Annotated in this window: 27 protein-coding genes; 13 read left to right on the top strand and 14 right to left on the bottom strand. The window is 72.9% G+C overall.

Going from position 1 to position 25,297, the window contains the following annotated elements; genetic code table 11:
* Positions 1–114 precede the first annotated feature (114 nt).
* Positions 115–1,875, bottom strand: coding sequence for an ATP-binding cassette domain-containing protein (locus tag ACW9J6_RS05340; RefSeq protein ID WP_457115406.1), 1,761 nt, complete (start codon positions 1,873–1,875; stop codon positions 115–117).
* Positions 1,876–2,096: 221 nt separating this feature from the next.
* Between ACW9J6_RS05340 and trxA the strand changes: the two genes are divergently transcribed.
* Positions 2,097–3,005 (top strand): thioredoxin, encoded by a 909-nt coding sequence (trxA, locus tag ACW9J6_RS05345; RefSeq protein WP_457115407.1) that lies wholly within the window; start codon positions 2,097–2,099, stop codon positions 3,003–3,005.
* Between the two features lie 64 nt (positions 3,006–3,069).
* Positions 3,070–3,738, top strand: a complete 669-nt coding sequence (locus ACW9J6_RS05350; protein ID WP_457115408.1) for an LON peptidase substrate-binding domain-containing protein — start codon at positions 3,070–3,072, stop codon at positions 3,736–3,738.
* Between the two features lie 93 nt (positions 3,739–3,831).
* On the opposite strand, the gene ACW9J6_RS05355 is transcribed toward ACW9J6_RS05350, so the two are convergent.
* The 8 genes from ACW9J6_RS05355 to ACW9J6_RS05390 form a co-directional block, all read right to left on the bottom strand.
* Positions 3,832–4,461, bottom strand: a complete 630-nt coding sequence (locus tag ACW9J6_RS05355) for a TetR/AcrR family transcriptional regulator (protein ID WP_457115409.1) — start codon at positions 4,459–4,461, stop codon at positions 3,832–3,834.
* Between the two features lie 63 nt (positions 4,462–4,524).
* Positions 4,525–5,916, bottom strand: a complete 1,392-nt coding sequence (locus tag ACW9J6_RS05360) for a cytochrome P450 (RefSeq protein ID WP_457115410.1) — start codon at positions 5,914–5,916, stop codon at positions 4,525–4,527.
* Between the two features lie 22 nt (positions 5,917–5,938).
* A complete protein-coding gene (locus ACW9J6_RS05365; protein ID WP_457115411.1) occupies positions 5,939–7,153 on the bottom strand; it encodes a phosphopentomutase in 1,215 nt (404 codons plus the stop codon).
* Positions 7,150–8,775 (bottom strand): ABC transporter ATP-binding protein, encoded by a 1,626-nt coding sequence (locus ACW9J6_RS05370; protein WP_457115412.1) that lies wholly within the window; start codon positions 8,773–8,775, stop codon positions 7,150–7,152. The genes ACW9J6_RS05365 and ACW9J6_RS05370 overlap by 4 nt, the downstream gene beginning before the upstream one ends.
* Before the next feature lie 90 nt (positions 8,776–8,865).
* The gene (locus ACW9J6_RS05375; RefSeq protein ID WP_457115413.1) at positions 8,866–9,075 is read right to left on the bottom strand and encodes a hypothetical protein; all 210 of its coding nucleotides are present in this window, start codon (positions 9,073–9,075) and stop codon (positions 8,866–8,868) included.
* Between the two features lie 56 nt (positions 9,076–9,131).
* Positions 9,132–11,366, bottom strand: a complete 2,235-nt coding sequence (locus ACW9J6_RS05380; RefSeq protein ID WP_457115414.1) for a xanthine dehydrogenase family protein molybdopterin-binding subunit — start codon at positions 11,364–11,366, stop codon at positions 9,132–9,134.
* Positions 11,359–12,417, bottom strand: coding sequence for an FAD binding domain-containing protein (locus tag ACW9J6_RS05385; RefSeq protein WP_457115415.1), 1,059 nt, complete (start codon positions 12,415–12,417; stop codon positions 11,359–11,361). Before ACW9J6_RS05385 ends, ACW9J6_RS05380 begins: the two co-directional genes overlap by 8 nt.
* On the bottom strand, positions 12,414–12,911 hold the full coding sequence (locus tag ACW9J6_RS05390) for a (2Fe-2S)-binding protein (RefSeq protein ID WP_457115416.1): 498 nt from the start codon (positions 12,909–12,911) through the stop codon (positions 12,414–12,416). The genes ACW9J6_RS05385 and ACW9J6_RS05390 overlap by 4 nt, the downstream gene beginning before the upstream one ends.
* 376 nt (positions 12,912–13,287) lie before the next feature.
* Here ACW9J6_RS05390 and ACW9J6_RS05395 point away from each other — a divergent pair, with 376 nt between their 5' ends.
* Entirely contained in the window at positions 13,288–14,517 is a 1,230-nt protein-coding gene (locus tag ACW9J6_RS05395; protein ID WP_457115417.1) for a sensor histidine kinase, read from the top strand.
* Positions 14,518–14,532: 15 nt separating this feature from the next.
* Here ACW9J6_RS05395 and ACW9J6_RS05400 read toward each other — a convergent pair whose 3' ends face one another.
* Positions 14,533–15,585, bottom strand: a complete 1,053-nt coding sequence (locus ACW9J6_RS05400; protein WP_457115418.1) for a patatin-like phospholipase family protein — start codon at positions 15,583–15,585, stop codon at positions 14,533–14,535.
* Positions 15,586–15,743: 158 nt separating this feature from the next.
* On the opposite strand from ACW9J6_RS05400, the gene ACW9J6_RS05405 reads away from it, so the two are divergent.
* From ACW9J6_RS05405 to ACW9J6_RS05445, 9 genes are all read left to right on the top strand, one after another.
* On the top strand, positions 15,744–16,364 hold the full coding sequence (locus tag ACW9J6_RS05405) for a DUF1989 domain-containing protein (RefSeq protein ID WP_457115419.1): 621 nt from the start codon (positions 15,744–15,746) through the stop codon (positions 16,362–16,364).
* Between the two features lie 201 nt (positions 16,365–16,565).
* A complete protein-coding gene (gene gntA, locus ACW9J6_RS05410; RefSeq protein ID WP_457115461.1) occupies positions 16,566–17,336 on the top strand; it encodes a guanitoxin biosynthesis heme-dependent pre-guanitoxin N-hydroxylase GntA in 771 nt (256 codons plus the stop codon).
* The gene (locus ACW9J6_RS05415; protein ID WP_457115420.1) at positions 17,333–17,542 is read left to right on the top strand and encodes a hypothetical protein; all 210 of its coding nucleotides are present in this window, start codon (positions 17,333–17,335) and stop codon (positions 17,540–17,542) included. The genes gntA and ACW9J6_RS05415 overlap by 4 nt, the downstream gene beginning before the upstream one ends.
* A gap of 546 nt (positions 17,543–18,088) precedes the next feature.
* Positions 18,089–18,493 carry a 30S ribosomal protein S6 gene (gene rpsF, locus ACW9J6_RS05420; RefSeq protein WP_457115421.1) on the top strand — a complete coding sequence of 135 codons (405 nt, stop codon included), beginning with the start codon at positions 18,089–18,091 and terminating at the stop codon, positions 18,491–18,493.
* Between the two features lie 2 nt (positions 18,494–18,495).
* Positions 18,496–18,747, top strand: coding sequence for a 30S ribosomal protein S18 (rpsR, locus tag ACW9J6_RS05425; protein ID WP_012332436.1), 252 nt, complete (start codon positions 18,496–18,498; stop codon positions 18,745–18,747).
* Positions 18,748–18,857: 110 nt separating this feature from the next.
* Entirely contained in the window at positions 18,858–19,808 is a 951-nt protein-coding gene (locus tag ACW9J6_RS05430; RefSeq protein ID WP_457115422.1) for a DUF2232 domain-containing protein, read from the top strand.
* A 54-nt stretch (positions 19,809–19,862) separates the two neighbouring features.
* Positions 19,863–20,432 carry a 50S ribosomal protein L9 gene (rplI, locus tag ACW9J6_RS05435; RefSeq protein ID WP_457115423.1) on the top strand — a complete coding sequence of 190 codons (570 nt, stop codon included), beginning with the start codon at positions 19,863–19,865 and terminating at the stop codon, positions 20,430–20,432.
* 260 nt (positions 20,433–20,692) lie between these two features.
* Entirely contained in the window at positions 20,693–22,180 is a 1,488-nt protein-coding gene (locus ACW9J6_RS05440) for a replicative DNA helicase (RefSeq protein WP_457115424.1), read from the top strand.
* Between the two features lie 56 nt (positions 22,181–22,236).
* Complete coding sequence (locus tag ACW9J6_RS05445; RefSeq protein WP_457115462.1) at positions 22,237–23,073, top strand: lytic transglycosylase domain-containing protein; 837 nt, start codon at positions 22,237–22,239, stop codon at positions 23,071–23,073.
* 10 nt (positions 23,074–23,083) lie between these two features.
* Here ACW9J6_RS05445 and ACW9J6_RS05450 read toward each other — a convergent pair whose 3' ends face one another.
* From ACW9J6_RS05450 to ACW9J6_RS05460, 3 genes are all read right to left on the bottom strand, one after another.
* A complete protein-coding gene (locus tag ACW9J6_RS05450; RefSeq protein ID WP_457115425.1) occupies positions 23,084–23,794 on the bottom strand; it encodes a hypothetical protein in 711 nt (236 codons plus the stop codon).
* Positions 23,795–23,857: 63 nt separating this feature from the next.
* The gene (locus tag ACW9J6_RS05455) at positions 23,858–24,151 is read right to left on the bottom strand and encodes a hypothetical protein (RefSeq protein WP_457115426.1); all 294 of its coding nucleotides are present in this window, start codon (positions 24,149–24,151) and stop codon (positions 23,858–23,860) included.
* Positions 24,148–24,276 (bottom strand): hypothetical protein, encoded by a 129-nt coding sequence (locus ACW9J6_RS05460; RefSeq protein WP_457115427.1) that lies wholly within the window; start codon positions 24,274–24,276, stop codon positions 24,148–24,150. The genes ACW9J6_RS05455 and ACW9J6_RS05460 overlap by 4 nt, the downstream gene beginning before the upstream one ends.
* 264 nt (positions 24,277–24,540) lie before the next feature.
* Between ACW9J6_RS05460 and ACW9J6_RS05465 the strand changes: the two genes are divergently transcribed.
* Entirely contained in the window at positions 24,541–24,795 is a 255-nt protein-coding gene (locus ACW9J6_RS05465) for a DUF3297 family protein (RefSeq protein WP_457115428.1), read from the top strand.
* On the opposite strand, the gene ACW9J6_RS05470 is transcribed toward ACW9J6_RS05465, so the two are convergent.
* Positions 24,767–25,285 (bottom strand): VOC family protein, encoded by a 519-nt coding sequence (locus ACW9J6_RS05470; protein ID WP_457115429.1) that lies wholly within the window; start codon positions 25,283–25,285, stop codon positions 24,767–24,769. The genes ACW9J6_RS05465 and ACW9J6_RS05470 overlap by 29 nt on opposite strands.
* Positions 25,286–25,297 lie beyond the last annotated feature (12 nt).

Below are 25,297 nucleotides of genomic sequence, written 5' to 3' on the forward strand. Positions count from 1 at the left end.
GTAGGGGCATGGAAGCCCCGTCCGAAGAGCACGCCTAGCCCAAATCCGCTGCCGCGTCGAGATATCGCATATATTACAGATTAAGAATGTAGAATGCGTGGGACGGCCGTTCGGTCAGGCGGGTTCGAGGCGCGGCGCGAGGCCGGGCAGGATGGCGTCGGGCGGCCCGGAGGCGGCGATGCGCCCGGCCTCCAGCACGTGGACGACGTCCGCCCGCGCGAGGCTCGTCAGGCGATGGGCGACCATCACGATGGTCCGCGTCCCAGAGAGGGCCGCGATGGCCGCCATCACGGCCGCCTCGGTCTCGCCGTCGAGGGCGGAGGTGGCCTCGTCGAACACGATCACGTCCGGGTCGTGGTAGAGCGCGCGGGCGATCCCGACGCGCTGGCGCTGCCCGCCGGAGAGCCGCGCCCCGCGCTCCCCGACCGCCGTCTCGAAGCCCCGCGGCAGGGCGGCCACGACCTCGTCGAGGCCCGCCAGCCGCGCGGCCCGCGCCACCGCGTCCGCGTCGGGCTCCTCGATGCCGAGCGCGATGTTCTGCGTCACCGAGCCGTCGATGAGGAACACGTCCTGCGGCACGTAGCCGATCCGGTTCTGCCACAGGGGCAGCGAGGCGGCGTCGAGCGGGGCGCCGTCGATCCGGATGCAGCCCTGGTCCGGCGTCAGCAGGCCGAGCAGGAGGGAGACGAGGGTGGATTTGCCCGATCCCGTGCGGCCGACGAGGCCCACGGTGGTGTTGGCGCGGATCGTGAGATCGACGGCGCACAGGGTCGGCCGCCCCGGCTCGTAGGCGAAGGACACGCCCTCGAAAAAAATCCCCTCGCGGAACGGCAGGCGCGCGGCCGGTCGCGGGGGCGCCTCCTCCTCGCGGGCGAGCTCGGCCGCGATCTGGCGCGAGGCCGGCAGCGAGAAGCGGAGCAGGGCGAGCGAGTTGAAGATGTTCTGGAAGGCCGGCAGCATCCGGTAGCCCGAGAAGGCGAACAGGCCGAGGAGCGGCAGCAACCCGGCCGTGTCGAGGCCGCGCGCCAGGGCGAAGAGCACCACCACGATGACGCCCCCGAAGGCGAGCGCCTCGATGACGAAGCGGGGAAGCTGCCCGGTGACGAGGCTCGCCGCGGTGGCGCGGGCATAGGCGCGGGCGGGCGCGTCGAAGCGGCCGGCGAAGGCCGCGACTCGGCCGTAGACGGTGAGTTCGGTCAGCGCGCCGAAGGTCTCCTGCACCACGCGGAAGCGCGTCGCGTTGTCGGCGGTCGCCCGGGCACCGATGCGGGCCATCCGCGCCCGCACCAGGAGGTAGATCCCCACGTAGAGGCTGCCGAAGCCCCCGCCGAGCACCAGCGCGAGGGCCGGGGCATAGAGCAGGAGGAAGATTGCGACGGCGGCCGCCGAGACCGCTCGCGACGCGATCACGAGGCTCGGCGTCAGCACGCCGATCACCAGCCGGTCGGTCTCGCTCAGCACGTTCTTGGCGAGGTCGGCGCTGTTGCTGCGCGCGAAGAACAGCCGGTCGCGGGCGACGTAGCGGGCGAGCAGGCGGCGGGCGAAACCGTAGCCGGCGAGATGCGCGAACAGGAGCTGCGCGTAGGTTAGGGCCGCATTGACGAGGCTCGTGACCAGGATCGCCGCGAGTGCCGCGACGCCGGTGGCGATCAGGAAGGTGCGGTCGTCCGCGAGCCCGAGCGCGGCGCGCAGCGCGGCCACCGCGGGGAGCCGGGCGGCCGCGCCCGGATCGCCCACGAGCGTGAGGAACGGCACCACCGAGGCGACCCCCACGATCTCGAACAGGGCCGCCGCGGCGAGCCCGAGGACGATCAGGGTGAGGCGCCGCCGGTCGCGCGGACGCATCACGCGGACGAGGTCGATGAGCGCGCGCATCGGACGAGGCGCCTACGCGGCCCCGCGCCCGGAGGCAAGCGCCGCGGGGGCGGGTCGGCGCGCCGGGGCGTGCGAAGCGGGCCTGCGGTGGCGAGGAATTCGCTTGGCGGCCGCAGCGTGGTCGCACTAGTCAGGGCGGCGGTGCGGCCCCATCTCATCCCGGTCATTTCCGCCGGATCATCCGGAGCCGCCGAAACGCCCGTCGTTTCCCCGAGGTTGACATGCTCACCGACACCCCCGCGGCCGGCGCGACGCCCGCGGACGCTCTCATCAAGGACACCACCACCAACGGCTTCCGCCAGGACGTCATGCAGGAGTCCTTGCGCCAGCCGGTGCTGGTCGACTTCTGGGCGCCCTGGTGCGGGCCCTGCAAGCAGCTCACCCCGATCCTGGAGAAGGCCGTCCAGAGCGCAGGCGGCAAGGTCAAGCTCGTCAAGATGAACATCGACGAGCACCCGCAGATCGCCGGGCAGCTCGGCATCCAGTCGATCCCGGCCGTGATCGCCTTCCACAAGGGCCAGCCCTTGGACGGGTTCATGGGCGCCCTGCCCGAGAGTCAGGTCAAGGCCTTCATCGAGCGCCTGGTCGGGCCCCTCGGCCCCACCGCCGTCGAGGACCTGATGGCCGAGGCCAAGGCCGCCGCCCAGGAGGGCGACACCGACGCGGCCGCGGAGATCTACAGCGCCGTCCTGGCGCAGGAGCCCGGCCATGCCGGGGCGATCGCCGCCCTCGCGGAACTCGTGCTGGACCGCGGCGACGTGGAGGCGGCGCGCCAGTTCCTCGATTCGGCTCCCCCCGAGGCCGCCAAGGACCCGGCCGTGGCGAGCGTGCGCGCGAAGATCGAACTCGCCGAACAGGCCGCGTCGCTCGGGGATCTCGGGGCGCTGCAGCGGCAGGTCGAGGAGGACCCGGCCGACCATCAGGCGCGCTTCGACCTCGCGGTGGGGCTGAGCGCCCGCGGCCGGCAGGAGGACGCGGTCAACCACCTGATCGAGATCGTGCGGCGCGACCGCGGCTGGAACGACGATGCCGCCCGCAAGCAGCTGCTGCAGCTGTTCGAGGCCTGGGGTCCCATGGACCCGATGACGATCCGGGGCCGGCGCAAGCTATCGTCGCTGATGTTCTCGTGAGGCATGGGCCGGCCGGGACGCGCGCGTCCCGGAGCCCGGCCGCGACAGGGGCGGGAGCGCCGCGATGAGCATGAATGTGGCGTATAAGGGACCGGGGGATTGCCCAACGGTGATCCCGGTCTTCCCGCTCCCGGGCGCGCTCCTGCTGCCCCGCGGCCAGATGCCGCTCAACATCTTCGAGCCGCGCTACCTCGCGATGATCGACGACGCCCTGCGGTCGGACCGGGTCATCGGCATGATCCAGCCCGACCCGGACGGGAGCGAGCAGCCGCTCGCGCCCCGGCTCTACCGGATCGGCTGCGCCGGGCGGATCACCCAGTTCGCCGAGACTGGCGACGGCCGCTACCTGATCTCCCTCTCCGGCATCGCGCGGTTCCGGGTCGAGGAGGAGATGGCCGCGACGACGCCCTACCGGCTCTGCCGCGTGTCCTTCGAGTCGTTCGGGGCGGATTTCCACGCCCGGGCGGGCGAGGATCAGGTCGATCGCGCCGGCGTCCTGCGGGCGCTCAAGGATTTCGTCGAGGCCAACGACCTCAAGGTCGACTGGGCCGGCATCGAGGAGGCGCCAAACGAGGCGCTGGTCAACGCGCTCTGCATGATGAGCCCGTTCGGCCCCCGCGAGAAGCAGGCGATGCTGGAGGCGCCCGACCTCAAGACCCGCGCCGAGGTGCTGATCGCCGTGACCGAGATGGAACTGGTGCGCGGGTCAGGGAGCGAGCCCACGCTGCAGTGAGGGCAGCCTCCACGGCACAGGCCCCCTTTTCCGGACGACTGTAGCGACAGCGGAAGGAGATCCGGAAAAGAGGATCTGGATCCGTCGAATACCTTACCGCCGCGCCGCGGCGCCGTGCACCAGCGCCAGCACCCCCGCGCGCAGCAGGTCGTACTTGCTCGGCAGGCCCGGCCCGGTGGGCAGCCGGCCGGCCGCGGCGAGCATGGCGATCCCGTGCGACAGGGACCAGACCTCGAGCGCGATGAAGCGCGGATCGACGCCGCCGAACCCCTCCGGGAAGGTGCTGCGCAGGGCCTCGACCAGAAGCCCGAAGGCGTCGGTGCCGGCCTGGGGCCGCGCCTCCTCCTCCCGCGCCGCGAGCGGCCGCGCCTCGAAGATCGCCGCGTAGTAGCCCGGCTCCTCCTCGGCGAAGGCGAGATAGGCCTCCCCCATGCGGGTGAAGCGCTCCAGCGGCGTGCCGGCCCCGCGCAGCGCCCGGCCGAGCCGCGCGGCGAGTTCCCGGAAGCCGCGCTCGGCCACCTCCTCAAGCAGGGCCTCGCGGCCCCGGAAATGCCGGTAGAGCGCTGCCGGCGAGACGCCGACGAGGCGCGCCGCGTCGACCAGGGTGAAGCCGCCGATCCCGCGCTCCGCGATGAAGCGGCGCGCGGCCTCGATCAGCGCCTCCTTGAGGTTGCCGTGATGGTAGCCGCGCCGGTCGGACGAGCCGTTACCCCAGGGTCTCACCGCAACTGAACTCCGCGCCGGTCGGGAAGGATCAGGTTGCCTATCTCATCTCGCGGCCGTGCGTCAGGGTTTCTCGACCTGCGCGCGCCGGCCGAGGCGGAAGAACGGCGCGTGGTCGGGCCGCACCGTCACGGTGGCGATGGGCAGCACGGGCCGCGCGCCCTCGATGGCGATCGTGAAGGCGCGGGCGAGCCCGGCAAGGACCAGCGTCGCCTCGGCGAGGGCGAGCTGCGCCCCGATGCAGACCTGGGGGCCCGCCCCGAAGGGCAGGTAGGCGAAGCGCTCCGGCTCCTCCTCGGGCCGCAGGAACCGGCCGGGATCGAAGCTCTCCGGGTGCCGCCACCAGCGCGGGTTGCGGTGGAGCACCCAGGTTGGAATCATCACGGTCGCGCCCTCGGGGATCCGCGCGCCGCAGACCTCGCCGGCGCGCAGGGCCCGCCGGGCGATCATGTAGGCGGGCGGGTAGAGGCGCAGCGTCTCCTGAACCACCGCCTTGGCGAGACCGAGCCGCAGCAGGCTCTCCGCCGCGCCCTCCTCGCCGAGGTCGAGACCCCGCGCCTCGGCAGCAAGCGATTCCTGCAGGCCGGGGCTGCGCGCCAGCAGCGCGGCGGCCCAGAACAGCGTCGAGGCCGTGGTCTCGTGGCCGGCCACGATCATCGTGCCGACCTCGTCGGCGAGCAGCCCGTCCGCGCCGTCTCCATGCGCCTCGACCAGGAGGTCGAAGAGGTCGCGAGGGGTGTCGGCGCCGCCCGCGGCGCGGCGCGCGGCGATCACCTCGGAGACGAGCCGCAGCCAGCGGCGGCGAAACAGCCAGCGCCGCGGCGCGGCCGGCGTCGGCCAGCCGGGCGGCAGCAGGAAATCCGCGACGCGCGGGCGGCCGAGCCCGCCGAGATAGTCCGAGACCATGGCGCGCATGCGCGCCTCGAAGGCGCCGGTCTCGAGCGAGAACATCGAGGCCGCGGCGATGTCGAGGCTCACCCGCTGCATCTCGGCATGCAGGTCGACAGGCGCGCCGGCGCGGGCGTCGAGGCGGCGCAGGAAGCCCTCCGTCGCCCGGGCGATGTGCCCGGCCATCAGCGGCACGGTGCGCGGCGTGAAGGCCGGCGCCAGCACCCGGCGCTGGCGGCGCCACGCCTCGCCCTCCGCCAGGACGAGGCCGCGTCCGGCAATCGGCCCCAGCACCCGGCGGCCGGCCGGCAGCCGCGCGAAATCCTGCGGGGCCGTCACCAGGACGTGGCGCACCGCCTCGGGCACGCAGAGGAGCACCACCCTTCCCCCGCCGGGCAGCGCCACGCTCACGGCCGGCTGCTCCAGGCAGGCGCGCGGGAAGGCGTCGAGGGTGTTGCGCTGGAAGGCGCGCAGCAGGCCCAGCCAGCCGACCCGTTCCGCCAGGACCGGCACCGGCGGCGCGTAGTAATCCGCCCCCTCGCCCGCCGCCACCGTCCCCGCGTTCATGGCCGTCCTCTCCGGATCGCTCTCAGAGCCAGGATGTCCCGCCCCGGACGGGCAGGCCGAGATGCGCGGCGAGGCTCGCCCCGATATCCGCGAACAGCCGCCGGCCGATCGGCCCGGCCGGCTGACCGGGCCCGAAGGCCAGGACGGGCACCTGCTCGCGGGTGTGGTCGGTGCCGGTCCAGGTCGGGTCGTTGCCGTGATCGGCGGTGATCACGCAGAGGTCGTCCACCCGCAGGGCCGCGCGGATCTCCGGCAGGCGCGCGTCGAACCGTTCCAGCGCCGCCGCGTAGCCGGGCGCATCGCGGCGGTGGCCGTACTCCGTGTCGAAATCGACGAGGTTGACGAAGACGAGGCCGCCCGGAGCGAGATCCCGGAACGCCTCCAGCGCGGCGGTGAGGCAGGCCTCGTTCCCCGCCGCCTTCACCTCGCGGCCGGTGCCGCGATGGGCGAAGATGTCGCCGATCTTGCCGACGCTGACCACGGGACGGCCCGCCGCGACCAGCCGGTCGAGGAGCGTGTCGCCGGGCGGGGGCGTGGCGAAGTCGCGACGGTTGGCGGTGCGGGTGAATCCGGAGGCGGCGTCGCCCCGGAAGGGCCGGGCGATCACGCGGCCGATCCGGTGGCGGTCGCAGAGGCGCCGGGCGATCCGGCAGACCGCGTACAGGCGATCGAGGCCGAACGCCTCCTCGTGGGCCGCGATCTGGAAGACGCTGTCGACGGAGGTGTAGCAGATCGGCCGGCCGGTCCGCAGGTGCTCCGCCCCGCATGCGGCGATGATCGCTGTTCCGGAGGCGTGGCGATCGCCGAGGATGCCCGGCAGGCCCGCCTCGGCGACGAGGGCCGCCGTGAGGTCCGGCGGGAAGCTCGGATGCGCGTCGGGAAAATAGCCCCAATCGAAATCCACCGGCACCCCGGCGATCTCCCAGTGGCCCGAGACGGTGTCCTTGCCGCGGGCGGTCTCGACGGCGTGCCCCCAGGCCCCCTCGACCTCGCCCGCGGGGTCGAGGCCGGGCGGCACCGCGCCGGTCGCGGCCCGCGCGGCGAGCCCCAGCCCGAGCGCGGCGAGGTGGGGGAGCCGCAGGGGGCCGGCGCGCAGACCCGCGCGGTCGCCCTCTCCGGACGCGCAGGCCTGCGCGATGTGGCCGAGCGTGTCGGCGCCCGCATCCCCGAAGGCGGCCGCGTCAGGCGCCCCGCCGATGCCGACCGAGTCGAGCACGATCAGGAGCGCGCGGTTCACTCGCGCACCGCGCCGGACGGGGCGGCGGCGAGGTCGAAGGCCGCCGCGAAGAGCGCGCGGGTGTAGTCGGTGCGCGGTCGGGCGAAGATCGCCTCCGCCTCGCCCTCCTCCACCACCTGCCCGTTCTGCATCACCATCACCCGGTTCGCGAGGGCCCGCACGACCTTGAGGTCGTGGCTGATGAACAGGTAGCCGAGGCCGCGCTTGCGCTGAAGCTCCCGCAGGAGCGTCACGATCTGCGTCTGGACCGACATGTCGAGGGCGGAGGTCGGCTCGTCGAGGACGACGAAGCGCGGATCGAGCGCCATGGCTCGGGCGATCGCGATGCGCTGGCGCTGGCCGCCGGAGAATTCGTGCGGGTAGCGGTCCATGGCAGCGGGGTCGAGGCCGACATCCTCCAGCGCCGCGGCCACGATCCGGCGCCTCTCGGCCGCGCCGCGGGCGGAGCCCTGGACGAGGAGCCCTTCGGCGACGATCTCGGCCACCGACATGCGCGGCGAGAGGGAGCCGTAGGGGTCCTGAAAGACCACCTGCATCTCCCGGCGCAGGGGCCGCATGGCGCCGCCCGAGAGCCCGTCGAGGCGCCGGCCAAGATAGACGATCGGCCCATCCGAGGCGGTGAGCCGCAACAGCGCGAGGCCGAGGGTGGTCTTGCCCGAGCCCGATTCGCCGACGACGCCGACCGTCTCCCCGGCCCGGACTCGCAGGGAGACGCCGTCAACGGCTTTGACGTGGCCCACCGTCCGCCGCAGGAAGCCCTTGCGGATCGGGAACCAGACCCGGATCGGCCCGGCCTCGACCAGGGTCTCGGCGGAAAGGGGCACCGGGTTGCCCCGCCCCTTCGGCTCGGCCGCGAGCAGGCGGCGCGTGTAGTCGTGCCGCGGGTCGGCGAAGACCTCCGCCACCCGGCCCTCCTCCACGATCCGGCCCTGAAGCATCACGCAGACCCGGTCCGCCACCCGCCGCACCACGCCGAGGTCGTGGGTGATGAACAGCATCGCCATGCCGAGCCGCGCCTTGAGATCGGCGAGGAGCGCCAGGATCTGCGCCTGGACCGTGACGTCGAGGGCGGTGGTCGGCTCGTCGGCGATGAGCAGGTCCGGCTCGCAGGCGAGTGCCATCGCGATCATCACCCGCTGGCGCTGGCCCCCCGACAATTCGTGCGGATAGGCGTCGAGCCGCGATGCCGCGTCGCGGATGCCGACGAGGTCGAGGAGTTCGAGCACCCGCGCCCGCACGCCGCGCTCGGGCACCTTGCGGTGCAGCCGCAGCACCTCGCCGATCTGATCGGCGATGCGGTGCAGCGGGTTGAGCGACGTCATGGGCTCCTGGAAGACCATGGTGATATCGGCGCCGCGCACGCGCCGCATCTCCGGCTCGCGCAGCGCCAGGAGATCGCGTCCCTTGAACAGGATCTGGCCCCCGGGCCCGTGCTCGGCCCCGTCGAGGAGGCGCAGCACCGACAGGGCCGTCACCGATTTGCCCGACCCGGACTCGCCGACGAGCGCGAGCGTCTCGCCGGGCGCGATGGCGAAGGAGACCCGGTCGACCGCGCGGGTCTCCCGCCCCCCCTGCCGGAAGGTGACGGAGAGGTCGCGGACGGAGAGGAGCGGTGCGGTCATCGCCTCGGCGCGTGCGGGGAGGTGGGGACGTTGTGCGGCATCGCCCCGGCGGCGTAAACCCGCGGCGCCGGGGAGCCCGGACCGACCCCGCTACCGGTGCACCGGCCCCTCCGATTTCGCCGTGCCGAGGATGCACAGGGAGATGCCGAGGACGCCGACCAGCGTGCCGAGCGCCGATTGATGGTTGTAGGACCAGTAGTAGCCCGGGCCCCCGACCACCACGCCGGCGAGGGTCAGCAGGATGCCCCGAAGGGCGTCGGGCCGCTTCGCGTTCGGGTTGCGGGTCGGGGTGGTGTCCATGCGGGGCCTCGCGGGGGTCCGGTCTCAACGCGCCGACGATCGCATCGGCTCCCCCGTCAGAGCAGCCGGTCGAGGGTGATGGGCAGGTCGCGGACGCGGATCCCGGTGGCGTGCCGGACCGCGTTCGCCACCGCGCCCGCGGTGCCGGTGATGCCGATCTCGCCGACGCCCTTGATCCCGAGCGCGTTCACGTGGGGATCGTCCTCCTCCACCAGGATGGCGTCGAGGGAGGGCAGGTCGGCGTTCACCGGCACGTGGTACTCGGCGAGGTTGGCGTTCAGGATCCGGCCGCTGCGCGGGTCGTGCACCGCCTTCTCGTGCAGGGCGAAGGACACCCCCCAGATCATGCCGCCGTAATACTGGCTGCGCACCAGCCGCGGGTTGATCACCCGGCCCGCCGCGAAGGCCCCGACGAGGCGGGTGCAGCGGATCTGGCCGAGATCGGGATCGACCTTCACCTCCGCGAAGACGGCCCCGTGGGCGTGCATCGCGTAGTGCTCGCGCGCCGCCGGATCGCCCACCCCCTGGCCCCGCCCCTCGACGGAGGGGCGCCCGGCCCGCGCCAGGATCGCCGTGAACGCCTCGCCGCGGCTCTCGTCGTCGCGGCGAAGCAACCGCCCGCCCCGCGCCACCACGCCGGCATTGCCGGCGCCGTAGAGGGGGGACCTCTCGTCGTTCGTCGCCAGGGCGGCGAGTTCCGCGATCGCCGCCTGCCCCGCCGCGTGGATGGCCGACCCGGCCGTCGCCGTATGGGCCGAACCGCCGGCGATCCCGCCGTTCGGCAGCATCGAATCGCCCATGCGGAACGCGACCTGGTCGAGATCGAGGCCGAGGGATTCCGCGGCGATCTGGGCGAGCGCCGTCCAGGCCCCCTGCCCCATATCGATCGCCCCGATCTCCACCGCGCCGCCGCCATCGGCCCGGATCTCCGCCCGCGCCTCGGCCTGGAACATCAGCGCCGGGAAGGTCGCGGTGCCGACGCCCCAGCCGATCAGCAGCCCGTCGGCATCGCGCATCTGTCGCGCCTCGCGCGGCCGACCGGCCCAGCCGAACCGCTCCGCCCCCTGCCGGTAGCATTCCCGCAGGGCCTTGGACGAGAAGGGGCGCCCGGTCGAGGGCTCCTGCTCCGCGTAGTTGCGCAGGCGGAACTCCAGCGGGTCGACCCCGCAGGCCTCCGCCAGTTCGTCGATCGCGCTCTCGAGGGCGGCGCTGCCCGTGGCCTCACCGGGGGCGCGCATGAACAGCGGCGTGCCGGTGTCGAGCCGGACCGCCCGATGCGTCGTGGCGAGCGCCGGCGTTGCGTAGAGGGTGTGCGAGATGCCGCCCGCGGGCTCGAAGAAGTCGTCGAACGTGCTCGACGCCGTCAGCGTCGCGTGGTCGAGGGCGGTGAGGCGACCCTGCGCGTCCGCGCCGAGGCGCAGGGTCTGGCGGGTCGGCGCCCGGTGCCCCACGGGGCCGTACATCTGCTCCCGGCGCAGCACCAGCTTGACCGGCCGGCCCACGTGGCGGGCCGCCATCACTCCCAGCACCTGCGGTCCAGAGATCATGCCCTTCGACCCGAAGCCGCCGCCCAGGAAGGGGCTGCGGACGTGGATCGCGTCGGGTTGGATCCCGAACAGTCCGGCGAGGCGCCCCTGGGCCATCGCGAGCCCTTGACTCGGCGTGTCGAGGGTCAGACGGTCGCCGTCCCAGGCGGCCACCACCGCGTGGGGCTCCATGGCGTTGTGATACTGCGCGGGCGTCTCGTAGGTGGCCTCGACCCGCGCGGCGGCCTGGGCCAGTCCGGCCTCCACGTCGCCGACCGCCATGTCGGGCGGGTCGCCGACGCCGATCGCGGGCGGCGCGAAGGGCTCGCCCGCGTCGAGGCCGATCCGGGCGGGCTCGGCCGCGTAGGTCGGGCGCAGCAGCGCCGCGCCCTCGGCCGCCGCCTCGAGGGTCTCGGCCACCACCACGGCGATCGGCTGGCCGGCGTAGCGCACGTCCCAGCTCTGGAGCAGCTCCATCCGGAAGGTGAAGGGGTCGCGCTTCTCGTCCGGGTCGAGGGCGAGCGCCGGCCGGTTGTCGGGCGTCATCACGGCGACCACGCCCGGATGGGCCTCGGCCGCCGCCACGTCGAGGCCCGTGACGCGCCCGCGGGCGATCGTGCTGGTCGCCAGCACCGCGTGGAGCAGGCCCTCCGGGTGATGGTCCGCGGCGTAGCGCGCCGCCCCGGTGACCTTGAGGCGGCCGTCGCGCCGCGTCAGCGGCTGGCCGAGATTGGATCCCTGGCGGATGCGCACGGGCTCAGGCATGGGCGAGCTCTCCCGGTTGGGGGGCGAAGACCGAGGCCGGCAGGGCCGGCAGCCGCTCCGGGGTCCCGGCGGCCGCGCGGGCGAGGGCGCGGGCGACGAGCCGCCGGGCGAGCGGGATCTTGTAGGCGTTGTCGCCCGACGGGCTCGCCCCGGCGAGGATCGCCTCGGCCGCCCGCGCGAAGGCGGCCGCGTCGGGCGTCGCACCGGCGAGGCGGGCCTCCGCCTCGCGCTCGCGCCAGGGCTTGGCCGCCACGCCGCCGAGCGCGATCCGCGCCTCGGCGATGCGGCCGTCCTCGACGCGCAGGGCCGCCGCCGCCGAGACGACCGCGAAGGCGTAGGAGGTGCGCTCGCGGACCTTCAGGTAGCGGGAATGAGCCGCGAACGCCGCTGCCTCCGCGGGCAGCCGCAGGGCCACCACGAGGTCGCCCGCCTCCAGCACCGTCTCCCGCTCCGGAGCGTCGCCGGGCAGGCGGTGGAAGGCGTCGAGCGGCACCTCCCGGCGCCCGGAGGCGCCCTCGATCTCCACGACCGCGTCGAGGGCCGCGAGGGGCACGCAGAAATCCGACGGGTGGGTGGCGATGCAGCGCTCGCTCCAGCCGATCACCGCATGCTGGCGCGTCTCCCCGCCCTGCGCGTCGCAGCCGGCGCCGGGCGCGCGGCGGTTGCAGGCGCTCGCCGGATCGAAGAAATAGGCGCAGCGCGTGCGTTGCATCAGGTTGCCGGCCGCCGTGGCGGCGTTGCGCAGCTGCGCCGAGGCGCCCGCGAGCAGCGCCTCGGCCACCGCCGGGTAGTGCCGCGCGACCTCGGGATCGTGGGCAAGGTCGGCGTTGCGGACCAGGGCGCCGATCCGCAGCGCTCCGTCCGGCAGGCGCTCGACGCGGTCGAGGTCGGGAAGCCGGGTCAGGTCGACGACGCGCTCCGGGCGCGTCACCCCACCCTTCATCAGGTCCACGAGGTTGGTGCCGCCCGCCAAGTAGGCGGCGCCCGGAGCGGCCCCGGCCGCCACCGCCTCCGCGACCGTGGCGGGACGGACGTAGTCGAAGCGGTTCATGCGGCCTCTCCGCGGCTGGCCTCGGTCAGGCGGGCCTGCGCGTCCAGCACCGCCTCGGTGATGCCCGCATAGGCGCCGCAGCGGCAGAGATTGCCGCTCATCCCCTCGCGGACGCGCTCGGGATCCGCGCCCGCCTGCCCCTCGCGGATGAGGCCGATCGCCGACATGATCTGGCCGGGCGTGCAGTAGCCGCATTGCAGGCCGTCATGGTCGAGGAAGGCCGCCTGGACCGGATGCAGGGCATCGCCCTCCGCCAGGCCCTCGATGGTGAGCACCTCCGCCCCGTCCAGGCTGACCGCGAGCGCCAGGCAGGCATTCAGCCGCCGGCCATCCACGATCACCGTGCAGGCCCCGCACTGCCCGCGATCGCAGCCCTTCTTGGTGCCCGTGAGTTCGAGGCGCTCGCGGAGCAGGTCGAGGAGCGTCACGCGCGCGTCCTCCAACAGAATTGTCCGAGGGGCGCCGTTCACGGTGAGGGTGATCGGTATGGTCATGCCGCCGCTCCCTGTCTGGAAGCGTTACAGCTAGACGCCGCGGGATTGGTGGAAAGGCCCGTCCGGCCGCGCCGTGCTGCACCGCGACACCGTGTCCGCGCGGCCATGGCCGCGCTGCCGCGCCGCCGCCGCGATCGTCGCTATTCCGGGCCAAGCAAAAGGGCGTCGCACCACCCGGCCGAGCCAGGACACGGGCGATCGAACCGCCCGCGTGCCGAACCGTTCGGTCGGCTTCGCGACAGTCGAGCGGCGAACCTTGCCTTCACGACTACGGCGTGCCACGTCGAGAGCGGGATGCGCTCACGTATCGTCGCGCGCCGGATGCCGGTCGGGGCGGACCGACGAGTTGTTCAGGCGATGACGGCGGGAGTGTCGGGTGACCGAGTGTGAAGAGCCAGCCGCCTGCGCGTCCGAGCGGGAAGCGGAGCTCGAGGCCGAATTGGCGCGTCTGCGCCGCTCCCTCGACGAGGCGACCCGCCGCGCCGCCGCGGAGACCCCCACCAGCCATGCCGGGCACGAGCGCGAACTCGCCGACGCGCGGGCCGAACTCGCCCTGGCGCAGGAGCGGGTGGCGGAGCTGGAGCGGGCCAACGCGGCGCTGCACGCCGAGCGGCTGGCAATCGCGGCGAGCGAGGCCCGCTACCGCCTGGCGGTGGAGAGCGCCAAGGATTACGCGATCTTCACGACCGACCTCGCGGGCCGCATCACGGGCTGGAACACCGGGGCGGAGACGCTCCTCGGCTGGCGCGAGGACGAAGCGATCGGTCAGCCGGTCAACCTGATCTTCACGCCCGACGACGACCGCGCCGCGATCGCGGAGGCCGAGATGCGGCTCGCGGTCACCAACGGCCGCGCCGAGGACGACCGCTGGCACCTGCGCCGGGACGGCAGCCGCTTCTGGGCAAACGGCCTGATGATGCCCCTGCGCGACGACGGCGGGGCGCTCGCGGGCTTCCTGAAGATCCTGCGCGACCGCACCGTCCAGAAGAAGGCCGAGGAGCATCAGGCGCTGCTCCTCGACGAATTGAACCACCGCGTGAAGAACACCCTGGCGACGGTCCAGGCCTTCTCGATCCAGACCCTGCGCAGCGCCGCGTCCCTGGCCGAGGCGCGCGAGGCGATCACCGCGCGGCTGATCGCGCTGGCCAAGGCGCACGACGTGCTCACCGACGAGAACTGGCAGGGTGCGGACCTGTCCCAGATCGTCGCCGACGCCCTGCGGCTCCACGGCGGGGACGGCCAGCGCTGCTCCTGGCAGGGCAATCCCATCCGCGTCTCCGCCCGCGTCGCCCTGGCGCTGGCGATGGTGCTGCACGAACTCGCCACCAACGCGATCAAGTACGGGGCCCTGTCGAATGCCGTCGGCACGGTCTCGGTGACGTGGCGGATGGCCGATGGCGGCGCGACCCTTCGCGAGTCGCGCCTGAGCCTTCAACTGCGCTGGGAGGAGCGCGGAGGCCCGACCGTGGCGCCGCCGACGCGCCAGGGATTCGGCACGCGGATGATCGAGCGCGGTCTCGTCGGCGAACTCGGCGGCGAGGTCGTCCTGCGCTACGAGCCGGAGGGCGTGACCTGCACCCTCGACGTGCCGCTCGAGATGGGATGAGCGCACCGGCCGTCCTCACGCCCGCCGCGCCGTGCTCGGCACCGGCAGGTAGGTGAGCGGCTCGGTGCCCGGGGCGGTCTCTCGCAAGAGGGCGAACCCCGCCTCCATGTCTCGCCGGCCCGCCGCCCAGCGGTCGCGGAGCGACGAGGGGGAGAAGTCGAGGGTCTTGGCCGCCACCTCGTCGGGTCCGCCGCCATAGGCGAGGTGCAGCAGCGCCGCCCGCGGCACCCCCGGCCCGGCCGCCGCGCGCAGCCGGTACTCGCGCCGGAGCGCCGCCACGGTGCGGCGGGTCGCGCTGGCGAAGACGAGGTCGTGCGCCCGCTCCAGCACGGCGTCGAGGCTCCGCGGGCGCGGCGCCCGCAGGCTGAAGGGCTCCACCGCGATGCAGAGCAGGTCCCGCTCCGGGGGATCGGCCAGGACCACGTCGATCGGCACGTTGTTCGTGTAGCCCATGTCGCAGAGCAGGCGCCCGCCGATCTCGACCGGCGGAAAGGCCGGCAGGATCGAGGCGCTGGCCAGCACGTGGTCCGGCCCGATCACCTCGCGGGCGTTGTCGAACAGAACCTCGTCCCCGGTCTCCACGTCCACGGCGCCGAGCGTGACATGAATGTCGCCCCGGTTCAGGCGATCGAAATCGACGAGCCGTTCGAGGGTCTCGCGCAGCGGCGCGAGGTCGTAGAGGGCGACGTCGTCGGGCATCCAGGGCAGCGCCGACAGCAGGCCGGGGAAGCGCTGGCGAAAGACGGAGGGCTGGCCCGCCAGGACGGCCAGCACCGCGTGGAGCCCGTTATAGGCCTGGCGCAGACCGAGGCCGCCCGCCGGCGCCCGGGTCGTGCGGCTCGCCGCCTCGTCCCAGAAAGCCCGCAGGCGCGCGACGCGCTGGTCCGGCGGGTTGCCCGCGAGGAGGGCCGTCGTGACCGCGCCGATTGACACGCCGACGATCCGGCGGGGCAGCCGATCGGCCGCGATCAGGGCCTCGCAGGCGCCGGCCAGGTAGGCCCCGAGGGCGTTGCCGCCGCCGAGAACGAGAGCGACGTCGCCGGTCGTGTCCGGGCTTGGAAGGATCATGGAGCGATGATGGCGCCGCGTCGGTCGGTCGGGGGATGCGGGGCTCAAGCCTCCGGGCCGCCGCCTTGTTCCTGCCGCCGGACAGCGCGGCGTTGCGCCGCGCATCCGCCCGCTGTCCCGAACGTTGCAGCCCCGGTTCGACACGAGAGAGGCCGCAGATGTCGCAGAAGGGTGAGCCGCCGGTTCCGGGCCGGACCTACGAGATACCGCCGCGCTCGGGGGTCGCTTTCCCGCTCGATCGCGGCCAGCGCCTGACCGTGATCGATCCCTGCGGCGAGCAGGTCGCGGACCTCCTCGCCTTCCGGCGCGACGACATCGACGAGGTGATCTCGTCCGGGCGCACGATCGACTATGTCGGCCGGATCTTCCTCACCACCGGGGATGCGATCTACTCCAACCGCAGCACAATCCTGCTGCGCATCGTCGAGGATACGGTGGGGCGGCACGATTTCCTGCTCACGCCCTGCTCGGCCGACACCTTCCGCATCATCTATGGCGACGCGCACCCGCATCACGGCTGCTTCGGCAACCTCGCCCGCGCCCTGGCGCCCTGGGGCGTCGCGCCGGACCGGATCCCGGTCGCCTTCAACGTCTTCATGCACGTCGCCGTCGACGGGGAGACCGGCGCCGTCGCCGTGAAGCCGCCGCTCAGCCGCGCCGGTGACCGCACCGTGTTCGAGGCAGAGGCCGACCTCGTGATCGGGCTCACCGCCTGCTCGGCGCTGCAATCGAACAACTACGCCTTCAAGCCGATCCGCTACGCCGTCGATCTCGCCTGATCGCCTGACGCCATCCACATGCATGGTGGTCGCAACGCTGAATCGTCGAGGAACATCCCCGGCGGGGTCGTGTTGATCCGCCGCCGCGGGAGAGTCACGCCTGACTCTCCCGCGGCGTTCTCTTTGCGGCCGGCGCGGTCCGACTCTGGATCAGCTGTACCGTTATCCTGTCCTCCTCATGGATTGTTGTTCCGCGTGCCCATGATTTATCCTGTGGATGATTCCGACCACCCCTTGACCGCGCGGTTCAAGGATTTCGTGCGGCGCCCGGTCTTCCCGTGCGTCGGGGCCAAATCGGCGCTGGGCCGCGGGCAGTTGCGCGTGGTGGTGGCGGGGGACCTCGCCTGCGGGCGGGACGACGACCGCCTCTACCCGGCGCTCCTCGCCTTCGTGGCGCGGTGCCGGGCGGCGCCGGGCCTGTTCCAGAGCTTCGCCGTCGTCTTCGCGGGGCCGACCGCCCTGACCGAGGAGGCGTTCGAGCGGCACCTGTGGACCCGCCTTCAGGCCCTCTCCGACCGGGACAGCCGCACCGGCCTGCCCTACGACCACCGCGTGCGGGCCGACCCGGACGACCCGCATTTCGGCCTCAGCCTCGGCGGCGAGGCGTTCTTCGTGGTCGGGCTGCATCCCGGCGCGAGCCGGCCCGCCCGGCGCTTCGAGGTTCCGGTCCTGGTGTTCAATCTGCGCGACCAGTTCGAGCGCCTGCGGGCGGAGGGCCGCTACGAGGGGCTGCGGGCCGCGATCCTGGAGCGCGACCGCGCCTGGACCGGCTCGATCAACCCGATGCTGGCGCGGCACGGCGAGGCGTCGGAGGCGCGGCAATATTCCGGCCGCCTCGTCGGCGAGGGCTGGACCTGCCCGTTCCGCCGCCGCGAGGCGGAGACGCAGGCGGATCCCGCGCAGATCGTCCAGGACCTGCGCGGCGGGGCGTTCCTGGCGCCCGCCGCCGACGGGGAAGATCCGCGGCCGTGAGCCGGAGTCGGCTGGACCGGGACGAGGCCCTCCTCGACCCGGCCGGCCGCCAGCGCGCCTCTGGCGGCAGCGACGGCCTGACGGCCGCCCTGCACCTGAACCTGCTCGCTCGCGCGACCCGCGACGTAGGAGCGGCCTGGATGCCCGAGGAGGTGCGGCTGGGCGAGGGCGGCGTCTTCAGCCTGCACCTTCTCCGATCAATGTAAACAATTGGAGTGAATGAATTTTTCGGAGTTACCCTTACTAGGACCGATATCTCACATATCGGATTTGAGATTGACGCTAATTGGCTGCAGGTGAAACCTAATTTCGCAAACTCGTTCGCGCCACGAACGCGATTCATGTCCCCGATGATCTGACGACGGTGCTCCTCGGCGCATCCCGGTTCGCCTCTCCGGCGAGAGCCGACACGGACGGCCCGTTCGGCGCGGTGTCGACGCCGCTGCGCAGACCCTCGGCCCGAGGCGGGCCATTCGTTCCGCCGGCTCGATCCCGGCTTCGTCCTTGCCACCCGGCGAAAACCTGCTATACGCCGCGCCTCGCGTTCGCTCCGGCCGGGGGCTGAACGGACGGTGCCGCTCGTCGGCATGAGGGGTTCGCGCCCCGGCGTCCCGTGTCTCCGCCTTCGAACAACCGCTCGGGCCTTTGCAGGCTCGAAGGGCTTGGCGCCGTGCGACGCGAGTGAGAACCGGGCCCGACCGCCAGACGTCACACTCCGGCACGACGGCCTTCATCCCGACGAAAGGCCCATCATGGCTCTGTACGAGCACGTGTTCCTGGCCCGCCAGGACGTGACCTCGCAGCAGGTCGAAACGATGATCGAAGCCTACAAGGGCATCATCGAGTCGAACGGCGGCAAGGTCGAGAAGACCGAGATGTGGGGCGTCAAGTCCCTCGCCTACCGCATCAAGAAGAACCGCAAGGCGCACTTCACGCTCCTCAACATCGACGCCCCGCCGGACGCGCTGGCCGAGATGGAGCGGCAGATGCGGATCTCGGAGGACATCCTGCGCTTCATGACCATCCGGGTCGAGGCGCTGGAGGCCGAGCCCTCCGCGATGATGCAGAAGCGCGACCGCGACGAGCGCAAGGACCGCGAGCGCGGCCGCCGTCGCGATGACGACGGCTTTGCCGGCGAGCGGAACGAGGAGGGCTGATCATGGCATTCGGTGCTGGTGGCGGCGGTGGCCGTCGTCCGTTCTTCCGTCGGCGCAAGACCTGCCCCTTCTCGGGCCCCAACGCCCCGAAGATCGACTACAAGGACGTGAAGCTGCTCTCCCGCTACGTGTCGGAGCGCGGCAAGATCGTGCCCTCCCGCATCACGGCGGTGTCGGCCAAGAAGCAGCGCGAGCTCGCCCAGGCGATCAAGCGCGCCCGCTTCCTCGGCTTCCTCCCCTACGTGATCCGCTAAGCAGCGGCGCGCAACGCTTTCTCAACCCGGCGGTCACGAGGCCGCCGGGGTCGCTGGGGCCGAGTGCCCCTAACCCTGCCGAACCCGGCAGCGGGACAGCGGACGGATCCATGGCCCCTTCCCTCGGCATCGGCGTCGTCGCCGGCCTCGCCTCGGCGCTCCTGATCGGCGCGATCGTCGCCGCGACGCCCCTGGCGCTCCTCCTCTACCTGCTCGCGCCCCTGCCGGTGCTGATCGTCTCGCTCGGCTGGCGGCACCGCACCGGGCTCGTCGCCGCCGCGACCGGCACCGCCGCGCTGATGCTCGCGGCCTCCCCCCTGCGCGGCCTCGCCTTCCTGGTCTCGACGGCCCTGCCCGCGTGGTGGCTCGGCTACCTCGCGCTCCTCGGCCGCCCCGCCGCCGGCATCCCCGGCGCGATGGAATGGTACCCGCTCGGCCGCCTACTCGCCTGGATCGCCGTGACCGCCGCCCTGGCGTTGATCCTCGTGGTGATCCTCACCTCGGGCGACCACGCCGCCTACGAGGATCGCATCCGGCGGATCGCCCGAGGCGTGCTGCAGATCGAGATGCAGGCGGGTGAGCCGGGCGGCCTGCCCGAGGGCGAGGTGGCGCACCTCGCCGATCGGCTGGCCCGGCTGGCGCCGGCCGTGATGGGCACCACCTTCACGCTGCTGCTCGCCGTCTACCTCTGGGCGGCCGGCCGCATCGTGCACCTGTCGGGCCGCCTGCCCCGGCCCTGGCCGGACATCCCGTCGACCGCGATGCCCCGTGGCGCGCCGATCGGCCTCGCCGTCGCGATCGCCCTCGCCCTGGCGCCGGGCTACGTCGGCACCTTCGGCGTCGGGCTGGTGGGGGCGCTCGCCGCCACCTTCGCCCTTCAGGGCCTCGCGGCCCTTCACGACCGCAGCCGCGGCAAGCCCGGCCGGGTGCCGCTGCTGATCGGCCTCTACCTGCTCCTCTTCCTGACGCAGGGAATCGCGCTCACCGCGCTCGCCCTGTTCGGGCTCGCCGACAGCCTCCTCGGCCTGCGCCGCCGCGCCGCGGCGGCGACGCCGTCCTGAACCGGGCCGGTCAGGCCCGTCCCCAACCCATCCAACCTTGAAGGAGTGACGACGATGGAAGTGATCCTGCTCGAGCGCGTGGCCAAGCTCGGCCAGATGGGCGAGACCGTGAAGGTCCGCGCCGGTTTCGCCCGCAACTACCTGCTCGCCCGCGGCAAGGCCCTGCGCGCCACCGAGGCGAACAAGAAGCGCTTCGAGGACCAGCGCGTCCAGCTCGAGGCCCGCAACCTGGAGCGCCGCAACGAGGCCCAGGCCGTCGCCGAGAAGCTCGACGGGCAGAGCTTCGTGCTCATCCGCCAGTCCGGCGAGACGGGCGTGCTCTACGGCTCGGTCTCGACCCGCGACCTCGCCGAGGTGCTGACCCAGAACGGCTTCACGGTCGCCCGTGAGCAGTTCAGCCTCAACCAGCCGATCAAGACGCTGGGCCTCCACACGGTGCCGGTGGTGCTCCACCCGGAGGTCGAGGTGAACGTGACGGTCAACGTCGCGCGCAGCCCCGAGGAGGCCGAGCGCCAGGCCCGCGGCGAGTCCACGACCCAGCGCGAGGAGCTCGATCTGGAGGAACTCGGCCTGGAGGTCGGGGCCGCCCTGGCCGAGGCCGGCCCGGACGCCGACGACCGCTGATCCCTGAGTCGCGCACAGGCGGTGCAAAGCCGGGAGAGCGGGGAGAATCCGCCCTCCGGGCTTGACTTGTTCTGGTTTCGTTCCAGCATAGCGGGGGTCCGGTGCGACGGCATCGGGCCCCGTTTGCGTTCCCCGGAGCGGGATGCTGGGGTGGCCCTCGGGCCGCGCCCGCAAGCTTCGGTCAACCCTGCCGGTGCCATGGTCGCCGGATCGCCTCGCGAACGCATCTCGCGCCGGGCACAACCCCACGGAGACGCCGGATGGCCATCCCGAGCACCCTGACGGCGAACCTGGAGGCGGTGGCGCAGGAGTACCGCGTCGCGCCGCACAACATCGACGCCGAACAGGCCCTGCTCGGCGCGATCCTGGTCAACAACGACGCCTATTACCGGGTCTCGGACTTCCTGATCCCCGAGCACTTCATGGAGGAGGTGCACCGGCGGATCTTCGAGGTGGCGGTCAGCCTGATCAAGGCCGGCAAGCTCGCGAGCCCGATCACCCTCAAGACCTTCCTGGGCGACGCCGATCTCGGCGGCCTGACCGTGAGCCAGTACCTCGCGCGCCTCGCCGCCGAGGCGACCACGGTCATCAACGCGGAGCATTACGGCCGCACGATCTACGACCTCGCCCTGCGGCGGCGCCTGATCACCATCGGCGAGGACCTCGTCAACGCCGCCTACGAGGCCCCGGTCGAGACCTCGCCGCGCGACCAGATCGAGTCGACGGAGCGCCGCCTCTACGAACTCGCCGAGACCGGCAAGTACGACGGCGGCTTCCAGCGCTTCTCCGACGCGCTGACCGCGGCGGTGGACATGGCCGCCAAGGCCTACCAGCGCGAAGGGCGGCTCTCGGGCATCGCCACCGGCCTGTCGGACCTCGACGGCAAGATGGGCGGCCTGCAGCCCTCCGACCTGATCATCCTGGCGGGCCGGCCCGGCATGGGCAAGACCTCGCTCGCCACCAACATCGCCTTCAACATCGCCAAGGCCTATGTCGGCGAGAAGCAGCCCGACGGCACCATGAAGACGGTGAACGGCGGGATCGTCGGCTTCTTCTCCCTCGAGATGTCGGCCGAGCAGCTCGCCACCCGCATCATCGCCGAGCAATCGGGCGTCGCCTCCTACAAGATCCGCCGCGGCGACATCCGTCCGGAGGACTTCTACAAGATCACCGACGCCGCCCGGGACATGCAGACGATCCCGTTCTACATCGACCAGACCGGCGGCATCTCGATCGCCCAGCTCGCCGCCCGGGCGCGGCGGCTGAAGCGCCAGCGCGGCCTCGACCTCCTGGTGGTCGACTACCTGCAGCTGCTCTCGGGCGCGGCCAAGAAGGGCGAGAACCGCGTGCAGGAGATGACCGAGATCACCACCGGCATGAAGGCCCTGGCCAAGGAACTCGAAGTCCCGATCATCGCCCTGTCGCAGCTGTCACGCCAGGTCGAATCCCGCGACGACAAGCGCCCGCAGCTCTCGGACCTGCGCGAATCCGGTTCGATCGAGCAGGACGCCGACGTGGTTCTGTTCGTCTTCCGCGAGGAGTACTACGTCAAGAACAAGAAGCCGCGCGAGGGCACGGAGGAGTTCTTCACCTGGGAGGCCGAGATGAACCGCGTCTACGGCAAGGCGGAAGTCATCATCGGCAAGCAGCGTCACGGTCCCACCGGCACGGTGGAACTGCAGTTCGACGCGGAGATCACCCGCTTCTCCAATCTTGCCCAGGGCGACCGCCTGCCCGAATCGATGTGACGGGCGGTCTGAGCCGCGCTACATCCTCGGGCGTGACTCGCCCGATTCTCCTCGGCCTGTTCCTGCTGGCCCTTCTCACGCATCCGGCCGGCGCTCAGCCCGCCGGGGCAGCCACCGAATCCGTCGAGCAGGCGCTCTGCCGCCTGATCGAGGGCTCCGCCAAGGCGCAGTCCCTCCCCGTCGCCTTCCTGACCCGGCTGATCTGGCGGGAGAGCAGCTTCCGCCCCGGGGTGGTGAGCCGGGCGGGGGCGCAGGGCGTGGCGCAGTTCATGCCCGGCACGGCCGCCGAGCGCGGCCTCGTCGACCCGTTCGACCCCGAGCAGGCGATCCCGCACGCGGCGCGCCTGCTCTCCGACCTGCGCAAGCGCTTCGGCAATCTCGGGTTGGCGGCGGCGGCCTACAATGGCGGGTCGGGCCGGGTCTCCGCCTGGCTCGCCGGGAGCGGCGGGCTTCCGGGCGAGACCCGCGCCTACGTGGCGGCGATCACCGGCCGCAGCGCCGATGACTGGGCGGCCGAGGCGAAGGGGGAGCAGAAGGGCGACCTCACCGAACCGGCCGGCACCCTGTGCCTGCAGGTGACGGCGGCGCTGCGGATCCGCGGCCGCACCGAGACCTACTTCGCCGACAGCACCCCGTCGCTCGCCCCCTGGGGCATCCAGCTCGCCGGCAACTTCTCGAAGGCCGCCGCGCTGGCGGCGTTCGGTCGGGCCCGCAGCCAGTACGCGTCGATCCTGGGCGACGTTCGCCCGATGGTGATCGGGACGCGGTTCCGCAACCGCGGGACCCGGGCCTTCTACCGGATCCGCGTGCCGGCCGAGACGCGCCCCGCCGCCGAGACCCTGTGCAACCGCATCCGCGGCGTCGGCGGCGCCTGCCTGGTGCTGAAGACCTGAGGCGGCCGGATCAGGCGGCCGCCGCCTCGCGCGCCGCGGCCAGACGCGCGCGGGCCGTGACGAGCGGCACCTCCGGCGCCTGGCGGCCGATCGCCAGCGCCTCGTCGAGGATCGCCACGGCCTCCGGCCAGATCGCGGGCGAGAACAGCGCCGCGGCTTCCGCCGCATCGGCCGCCGTTCGCGCATCGGTCTCGGCGGCGAAGGTGGCAGCGCGGCAGGCCGCGGCGGCGCGCGCGCCCCGCACCCAGACGCCGCGGCGTCCGGCCGCGTCGGCGACCGCGCCGGCGGCCCAGGACGCGGCCCGGGCGGCCGCGACGGCACCCGCGAGGTCTGTGGCGTCGCGGCAGGCCTCCGCCTGCGGGCCGAGCCCCACCATGGCGAGCACCGGCGGCAGCAGGCGGCGGACCGTCTCCCGGGTGAGGTGGTGCGTGCGGGCGGTCTCGACCTCGGCCGTGTCCGCCGTGCCGGAGAGGCGCAGCACGAAGGCCATCAGGCGCGGGCGTTCGGCATCCGGCATCGCGTCGTTCAGGCCCAGCGCGTAGGCGGCGAGCGGGCGCGAGAAGCAGGGCGGGCAGTCGGCTGAGGAGCGGATCGTCCGGTACGGGAGCCCGGCCGCGACGACCGCCGCCTCGTTGATGCAGGTGCCGCCGTCCGGGCCCGGGAAGGCGTGGGAGCCCGGGAGCAGCCGCCAGTGGAGGATGTGGTCGAACGCGCCGCGCATGAGGCCTCCGGTGCTCATGGGCGGAAGCTGACACGGTTTCGCGCTCCCGGCGAGCCCCCGTCGTCAGGCGCGACCCGCCGCGGGAAGGCGTGCCAGCGGCGGTGCGGCCTCGAAGATCGCCACGCCGAGGGCCGCTTCGAGGCGCATCAGGTCTTCGTCGGGCTCCGGCCGCCAGCCGCAGCCGCAGACCGGGCGATCCCCGTGCAGCGCGGCCACCTGCCGGTAGAGATCCCCGACCGTCCGCGCGGCGGTTTCGAGGGCCGCCATCGGCGGCATCGGGTTGCGCTCCAGGGCGGCCCAGAAGGCGCGCGTGACCGCCTGGGCGAGGGCGTCCTGCCCCCCGATGGGACGGGTCATCGCGCCGCGCTCCGCGGGGTCTCGGCGACGCGCGCGACGAGGGCGTCCACCGGCAGGCGCGGCATCGGCCAGCCCTCCCGCAGCAGACCGAGACAGCCGTGGATCAGGCTCAGCGCGCGCGCCATCGCGACCTCCTTCGCAGCGTCGGGACGAGGATCTCCGCCGTCATCCATCCGGATCTGCGTCAGCGGCGATCGATGCGAAAGTCATGCGATGATTTTCGGCACGAGGCAAGTCGATCCATAAACATTGGATCGGTTCAATATTTTACTTGTTCTATGGTGAAGTCGAAGGTGCCGCGGGCCGGGACGGCCGGTGGCCGGTTGGCAGGGCGGCCCGAAGCCGCTAGGGAGCGCCACCCCTTGCCCAGGAAGGCGACGAGCCCCGCGATGACCGACACCCCTCCCGACCGCCTCTGCACGGATCCGAACAGCCCGTTCCACGATGAAGCGGCCCTCGAGCGCGGCGTGGGCGTGCGCTTCAAGGGCGTCGAGAAGACCAATGTCGAGGAGTACTGCGTCAGCGAGGGCTGGGTGCGGCTCGTCGCCGGCGCCGCCCGCGACCGCTTCGGCAACCCGATGACGATCAAGCTCAAGGGTCCGGTCGAACCCTACTTCAAGACCCCGGCCCCCGCGCAGGAGTGAGCGCCCGCAGCGTGACGAGGTCGAGGCGCCGCGTCACCATCTGGAGCCCGCCCTCGGCGTCGCGGGGCCACTCGGCTTCCGGCCGGTCCCAGTAGAGTTCGAGCCCGTTCCCGTCCGGGTCGTCGAGGTAGAGGGCCTGGCTCACGCCGTGGTCGCTGGCCCCCGTCAGTGGGATCCCGGCGGCGTCGAGGCGCGCCAGCGCGTCGGCGAGCGCCTCCCGCGTCGGGTAGAGGATCGCCGCGTGGTAGAGGCCCGTCGTGCCCGGGGCCGGGCGCGGGCCGCCGCGGCTCTCCCAGGTATTGAGGCCGATATGGTGGTGGTAGCCGCCGGCCGAGACGAAGGCGGCCTGCTCGCCGTAGCGCTGCATGAGCGAGAAGCCGAGCACGCCGCAGTAGAAGGCGAGCGCGCGGTCGAGGTCGGCGACCTTGAGATGGACGTGACCGATCCGCGTGCCGGGATCGACCGGCCGGGGCGTGAGAGCGTCGGACATGGCTGGTTTCCC

This window comes from Methylobacterium sp. JK268 (assembly GCF_054052225.1).